This window comes from Streptococcus sp. 1001283B150225_161107_H12 (assembly GCF_015552665.1).
GTDB lineage: Bacteria > Bacillota > Bacilli > Lactobacillales > Streptococcaceae > Streptococcus.
In genome coordinates, this window is record NZ_JADNFC010000009.1 from 22431 (window position 1) to 29608 (window position 7178).

Below are 7178 nucleotides of genomic sequence, written 5' to 3' on the forward strand. Positions count from 1 at the left end.
GAATTGGTTAATAGGCAATAATAGAAAAAAATATTCTAGATAAGTCATTGATATATTGAGAACTGCTAAAGGAGGGAAATAGATGAGCAAAAATATTAACTTAGAAGCAGAACGAGCATATAAGACAATTCGTGGCGAAAAAAATAAATTTGGTAGTTACCGTAAGACATTGTTTCATGTACATACTCCAGAATCTCATGATTATAGATTATTTAAAAAATGGGAAGACTTGCCAGAGAATGATTGGAATAATTTAACTATTGATGACTATATTAGAGAGATTAGCAATCAAAAAATATTTCCAAAAGACTTTCTTCAAACATATAAAGGGGGAAAGGTTTTATATGAAAACTATTTTATGAATGGATTCAGCAGCGAAAAAGAACAAGTTGCCTTTTTAACTATTGCTCAAAGTCTTTACAATGAAAATATATCGGTTGTTGTAGTCTCGGATCATAATACTATATCAGGTATAAAAAAATTAAAGACAGCTATTAAATTAGTATCTGATTTCTTTCAGAATAAATGTAAAGAATATATTGAAGTAATAAACGGAGTGGAAATTTCTTGTGCAGATAAGGTGCATGTGCTGGTAGCTTTTCCTAACAGTAAAGCTAGTTTCATTCAAAAATGGCTTAACTTTAATCTAATGAGTATCAAGGAAGGATCTTTTAAGGCGAGTTTGGAAGTATTGGAGAAATTTATCTATAAAGATTGTTTTGCCTACATAGCTCATATGAATAGTTCAGATGTATTTAAAGAGGGGCATTTTTCAAATGCTTACAAGAAAAAACTTTTTTCTAAGGCTTACGCTCGATTCATAGGCGTATCAAATATTGCCAAAATAGATGATATCAATAGCTATCTTACGAAATATTTAAAAAAGAATGTACCATCATTTATTCTTGACAATGATTCACATTGTGTCGAGGAACATTCAATTAATCCGATGTGGATAAAATTTAGTAAAAGAAACTATGAACAGCTCCGAGAAGCTTTATCAGAATATGATGTATCCATTGAACTAATGAATCCAGAAATCAGCAAGGCGAAAGCTATACGTGGAATATATGTACCAACTCTCAGTAACTCGTACCTGCTAAAGAATAATTCAGAATTTGTTATAAAATTTTCGGAATCCCTAAATTGTTTAATTGGAGGAAGAGGAACTGGAAAAAGTACGATTTTAGATTTGATTCAATTTGTATTGTCTCAAAAAGCAGATACGAAACAAAAATTTGAATTTCTCTCTCAACACTCAAGGGTATATATTTTGTATGAGATGTCAAAGAAAGAATATTTGGTTGAGTTAAATTTACCTACTCAGAAGAATGAGGAAGACATATATGACACTTTTGACGTTAAAACAAAATCTACATCAAGTTATTGGTATTATGAAAGTCGTTTAACGGAGAAAATTAGAGAACAATATTTATCAATATATGAAGTTCAAGATAGTGGTCAACTTAGTAAAGTTTCCAAACAAAAGAAATTAAGCTTAATAGACCAAATGTTTGATAATAGATATTCAGTAAATCAACTTGTAAATATTGCTAGTGATGACAGAATAAGTGATTATTTGTATGAAGTAATAGCTAAAGATAAAAAGAGTATAAAAAAATATCAAGTTTCTAGTAAAATATCTTCAACAGGCGAAATTGACCAATTCATTCTGAATGAAGATAAGCGATTAGAAAAACAAAAAAATAAAATATTATCACTAATAAGTCCATTCAATGATAATCAATCAGGGAAGCTACAAATATTGTATAGTCAACAAAAAAAATTTGTATTACCTGAAAATTTTTATTTTTGGTTCTTCCCTGAGGGGAAAAATTTAGATAATTCGTTTCAAGGATATCGTTTAACATGTGGGGAAATCATCGATTATTTTTCAATGATTTTTGATAGAAGTGATTTTGTGACTTTTGTAGACTTAATGAATAATAGGAACCTCAAGGGTAAATATTCAATAAAAAAATTTGCCCAAAATAGTATGTTGAATGATAATGTATATCTAAAAGAAGCAGACGATATGTTATTGAATGAAATTTTTGAGCTCTGGAATAAAGTTAATATTAATTTAATTCAGCTATATTTAGAGGATGTTTATAATAATTGTGAAAATTTATTTCTTGAATTTAATATCAACTCCAAAGTGACAGATGGAAACAAGAAAATAATTTTTAAGGAGGTAACACGTTTAAGTTTAGGTCAGAAGGTAGTTGCCATGCTTGATTTTATTCTTGCCTATTCAGAATTCACAAATGATAATCGACCATTACTTATAGACCAACCAGAAGATAATCTAGATTCACGATATATATACAATAATTTAGTGCAGATATTACGAGATGTTAAAAACAAACGTCAGATTATTATAGCCACTCACAACGCAACAATAGTAACAAATGCAATGTCTGATTTAGTTATTTTGATGGAATCGGATGGAGAACATGGATGGGTTGAACAAAGTGGATATCCAAGTGACGATAAAATAAAAAAACACATTGTAAACTACCTTGAAGGTGGCAAAGAATCGTTTGAGCATAAGGTGAAAATATATAAACGTGTAATTGATATAAATAAACTGTAAAATGTTTAGTGTATAACTTTCAGAATAAGAGAACGACTCAAAATTAAAAAGCTAGAGTTCCGCAATTGGAAATCTCTAGCTTTTTGTGGTTGAGAACTATTTTGTCCCAGGCTCTTTTTAATATTAAATTTTATAATGAACTACTAAGATATATCTAAATTTAGAGCAATGATCTATTATACTAATTTAGATAGAATAGCTTGTATACTACTCTAAAAATTAAATAAATTAAGTTGTTCATTGGTGCTTTCTTTTATTATGTTTTTACATAAAGTATAATAGTTCTCGTTTAACTCAATACCAACTAAAGATTGGTAGTTGCTTTTAGAGCAAGCAATTAATGTAATTAATGATAATGAAAATAGTAGTATACCTATTAATTTTCTCATAATTTTCGCCTCCTTCTATAATTTTAATTATACCCAAATAATATTACGAGAGTATATCAGTGTCTGTTATAACGGAAAAATGAAGAAATGTCTATTATAACAGCAAATACTAAACTTTCGGAAAAATTGTTATTTTTCGGAAAGTCAAAATGTTGTTATTTATGATATACTTATATTGAGTTTATATCTTTTGGATGTTCCAGGATCATGAACATTCTAATGTTTTATTTAGACACTATGGACCTCTAAGGAGGATGGATTTCAGTGGACTTTCCCAAATATTCATATCAACTCTAGCTGATAAGAGAAATCGAATCTCAAGGAAGTCCTTGAACTACAAAACTCTGTATCAATTTTAAATGAGCCAGGTGAAATTTCTAGCTTAATTTGACAAATTATGAAAAATAAAGGAATAGTAATGGAATTAATTTATAGAACAAAAATTCATAGACCCAATAAATACGAACGCTTTCATAATGAATATTATCAAAAGGGAGATATCATTGAAAAATATACCATTTCTAGCACACGAGTACCAGGTCGTCTAGAAAAAGATGAAACCAGAAGAAATGATTGTAAATATTTGAGCGCGTCTTGGCATATCCAAGATCCTAATATGCCACAATGGCTGAAACAATATATAGTCAATACATCAGAAACTCATATTGAAGACCTGATAAATGAATTACAGACAAATGGATATCGTGTGCATACATGTGATGATAAGCCTTTACTTATCTTTAAAGACAAGATTGTTAAAGTTTTTATTGATCAGGTATGGATAGATATTATACCTTTGATAAAATTATATTATAATAGGAAAAAAGTCTCGGACAATTTACTCGAGCAGTTTGAAAAAGATTGGCTTGATCTTAATGTCTCTTATCAACAACTGTTAGATAAGCAAGAGGAAGTGAACTTACTCAAAAAAACGAGGAATACGATAAATTTTATCAAAAATTTTATGAATCCTACAACTCAGAAAACGCAGCTGGTGAATTAAATAGATTTTTGTTAGATCTGATTTCTACTACAAAGGGTACTGAGAAGGAATATTTTGTACAATTACTGGAGAAGGTTCAAAATCAAGATTTCACACCTGAACTTTATGCTAATACCTTAGCAACTATATTTACTCGAGAAAGACCCAAGATTCACTAAAATAGTGTATCTCTATTTTAGGTATATATACCATCGTCACTCCTAAATGATTGTTTCTTATACAAATTGGTAAACTAAACAATAAGTCTTACATTGGTTATTTGCTTTTAGCTGGCAATTAACAAGGATTTTATTAGTAATTTGTTAAACAAATAATGAGATTACTCTTAAAAAAATTTTTTGTAAACTTAAATTATCAATAAAAAGAGGTGAAATTGAATGAATTATTATCAAGTTGAGTTTAAGGATCCTGATGATTTCTTAAAAACTCAAACAGAAGATTTTATTAAGACTATTTGATTAACACTCCATAACTCTACTTGAGTGTTTACACATAATTATTGACAGTATCAAAAAATAAAGTATATTGTTTTCATCATAATATAATTAGATATCAGTATAGAGAATTTTATCTATATATCAGATATCAGCAATTGCTTTTGCTGTCATTTTTCGCTACAATAGTTACAAGGAGGAAATAAACATGTTAAAAGAAGTATTAAACGTCGCAAAAGTTGCGAAAAAATCATCTCTCTTCTTAGGAGGGGTAGCATTTGGGACGCTTGGCTTGAAAGTCTTAGCAAGTAAAGAAGCTAAGAAAGGCTATTCTAAGGCCTTGGCTAAAGCTTACAAATTGAAAGATGGACTGGATGCATCTGTTTCTGTTGTAAAACAACACGGTGATGATGTTTTACAAGACGCTAAATATTTATACGAACAGGAAAAGAAAGAAGAACAATTAGATAGCCTGACAGGTGAATAATATGTCTTTTAAAGTGCTACACAGAGGATATCAACATATCCGATTATCGTCCTCGTTTTCACTGACCTTGGATATTCAAGATTATCTTCGTTCCTTGGCTAAAGATGAAAAAGGGATCGACTCTATTCAGTTTTATATGGATCAGCAGCACTTTACTCTACGTATGAAAGAAGGCTTCTCTGTATTAGAAAATGCAGAGGCCTTTTTAAAAAAAATTGACAAGGGGAAAGTTTCGGACTTGATGACTCTTCCCATTCGTAGAGAAGAGAGTGCTTATTCAATTGTATCGGGTGCAGCGATTAAGCGTTTGCTGTTTCGAAGTTTTGTACCCTACCCTATTCGTTATATTTGGACTTGTTATCAGGCTTTGGGTTATGTCAAAGAAGCCTATCAAACTTTAGCGCGCAAGGAACTAACCATGGAGGTCTTGGACTGTTCGGCCATTTTGTTGTCCTTGTTTATGAACCAATCCAAGACAGCTAGCAACATCATGTTTATGCTTGATTTGGGTAATCATCTGGATCAGTGGTCTTTAAAAAAAACAGCAACAGATTTGGAACAAAGCCTTCTTGCTAAAGAAAGTGATGTTTTCTTAGTGCGGGGAGACATGGTCATCAGCATCAAGAGTTCTGATGTTCAAGTAGGTGATGTATTAGTTGTCTCCCAAGGGAATGAAATCTTGTTTGACGGCCAAGTGGTTTCAGGATTAGGCATGGTCAATGAGAGTTCCTTGACTGGAGAGAGCTTCCCTGTTGAAAAGAAAGAGGGAGATTCTGTATGTGCGAATACTGTTTTGGAAACAGGAGAGTTAAGAATTCGTGTGACTGATAATCAGATAAACAGTCGTATTTTGCAACTCATCAATCTGATGAAAAAATCTGAAGAGAGTAAGAAGACAAAACAACGTCATTTTATTAGGATGGCAGACAAGGTTGTAAAATATAACTTCTTAGGTGCTGGTTTGACTTATCTGTTAACAGGTTCGTTTTCAAAAGCCATTTCCTTTTTATTGGTGGATTTTTCATGTGCTCTAAAAATATCCACACCTGTAGCCTACCTTACGGCCATAAAGGAAGGTCTAAATCGAGAAATGGTTATTAAAGATGGTGATGTATTAGAAAAATATCTGGAAGTGGATACTTTCTTGTTTGATAAAACGGGTACCATCACGACGAGTTATCCTTTGGTTGAAAAGGTTCTTCCTTTCGGAGATTATACTGAGAAAGATATTTTAAGAATAAGTGCATGTTTGGAGGAACATATCTATCATCCTATTGCCAATGCAATTGTTAAACAAGCTGAAATTGAAGGCATTGAACACGAAGAAATGCATGGCAAGCTTCAGTATGTTGCAAGCAAAGGGATTAAATCGCAAATTGATGGTCAATCGGTTGTCATTGGAAATTATGTACTAATGCAAGACGAACAGGTAAGAATTAGTTCTGAGCAGCTGGCCTTGATTGAGCAATATAAGACTCATTACAATTTATTGTTTTTGGCTTATAAGAAAGAATTAATTGGGATGTTTTGTATCCACACTCCCTTGAGAAGCGAGGCGAAAGTTGCATTGAAAAAGCTAAAGCGCCAAGGGAAAAAACTGATTCTGGCAACTGGTGATACGTTGGCTAGAACAGAAGAGTTGGTTAAAGATCTGCCATTTGACAACGTTTATACTGATTTAAAACCAGATGGTAAGTTTCAGTTGGTTCAGGAATTACAGAAAGCTGGCCGAACTATTTTGATGGTTGGAGACGGGTTAAACGACTCTGCTGCCTTGACGCTTGCAGATATTGGGGTTGTGATGAATGAAAGTGCTGATATTTCTAAGCAGATGAGTGATATTTTATTATTAGATAATCGTTTAGATTTCTTCGAGGAATTGAATTCTTTATCTGAATCGTTGCAGAAATTAATTCAAAGAAATATTCAAGAAACAGTTGTAATAAATGGAAGTTTAATTGGATTTGGGTTGTTAAATTGGTTAAGCCCATCTAATCTTTCGATATTGCACAATCTGACTACTTTAAGAATCGTCCTTCGTAGTCTTTCTATTAAAAGTAGGTAAGAGACCGAGAAGTTGAGGTTATAAAAACTAAAAGGAGTTGTCTCATTTGAGAATAACGGCTCTTTGTCAACTGTAGTGGGTTGATGGAAAATTATACCCTGGAGAGGACCAAATTGGTTCTCTCCTTTTAAATATTGAAAAAACCATTGGCAGTGGACATACTTTAAGACTATATATTTCTGAAACTAGTTTCACAATACAAAT

General features: G+C 31.7%; 5 protein-coding genes. 4 read left to right on the forward strand and 1 reads right to left on the reverse strand.

From position 1 onward, the window contains the following. Positions 1–82 precede the first annotated feature (82 nt). Positions 83–2596: a Spaf_1101 family AAA-like ATPase gene (locus I2C87_RS09810; RefSeq protein WP_195324861.1), complete on the forward strand. Its 2514-nt coding sequence runs from the start codon at positions 83–85 to the stop codon at positions 2594–2596. 212 nt (positions 2597–2808) lie between these two features. Here I2C87_RS09810 and I2C87_RS09815 read toward each other — a convergent pair whose 3' ends face one another. Continuing rightward, positions 2809–2985 carry a hypothetical protein gene (locus tag I2C87_RS09815; protein ID WP_195324863.1) on the reverse strand — a complete coding sequence of 59 codons (177 nt, stop codon included), beginning with the start codon at positions 2983–2985 and terminating at the stop codon, positions 2809–2811. Positions 2986–3403: 418 nt separating this feature from the next. Here I2C87_RS09815 and I2C87_RS09820 point away from each other — a divergent pair, with 418 nt between their 5' ends. From I2C87_RS09820 to I2C87_RS09830, 3 genes are all read left to right on the forward strand, one after another. Next, positions 3404–3988, forward strand: coding sequence for a hypothetical protein (locus I2C87_RS09820; RefSeq protein WP_229046369.1), 585 nt, complete (start codon positions 3404–3406; stop codon positions 3986–3988). Between the two features lie 642 nt (positions 3989–4630). Next, positions 4631–4909: a DUF6110 family protein gene (locus tag I2C87_RS09825; RefSeq protein ID WP_002893755.1), complete on the forward strand. Its 279-nt coding sequence runs from the start codon at positions 4631–4633 to the stop codon at positions 4907–4909. Position 4910: 1 nt separating this feature from the next. Then, positions 4911–6974: a heavy metal translocating P-type ATPase gene (locus I2C87_RS09830; RefSeq protein WP_002893754.1), complete on the forward strand. Its 2064-nt coding sequence runs from the start codon at positions 4911–4913 to the stop codon at positions 6972–6974. Positions 6975–7178 lie beyond the last annotated feature (204 nt).

Bases quoted from the DNA above. Each gene is read 5' to 3' on its own strand.
- I2C87_RS09830 (WP_002893754.1), top strand. From the start codon at position 4,911: ATGTCTTTTAAAGTGCTACACAGAGGATATCAACATATCCGATTATCG.
- I2C87_RS09810 (WP_195324861.1), top strand. From the start codon at position 83: ATGAGCAAAAATATTAACTTAGAAGCAGAACGAGCATATAAGACAATT.
- I2C87_RS09815 (WP_195324863.1), bottom strand. From the start codon at position 2,985: ATGAGAAAATTAATAGGTATACTACTATTTTCATTATCATTAATTACA.
- I2C87_RS09825 (WP_002893755.1), top strand. From the start codon at position 4,631: ATGTTAAAAGAAGTATTAAACGTCGCAAAAGTTGCGAAAAAATCATCT.
- I2C87_RS09820 (WP_229046369.1), top strand. From the start codon at position 3,404: ATGGAATTAATTTATAGAACAAAAATTCATAGACCCAATAAATACGAA.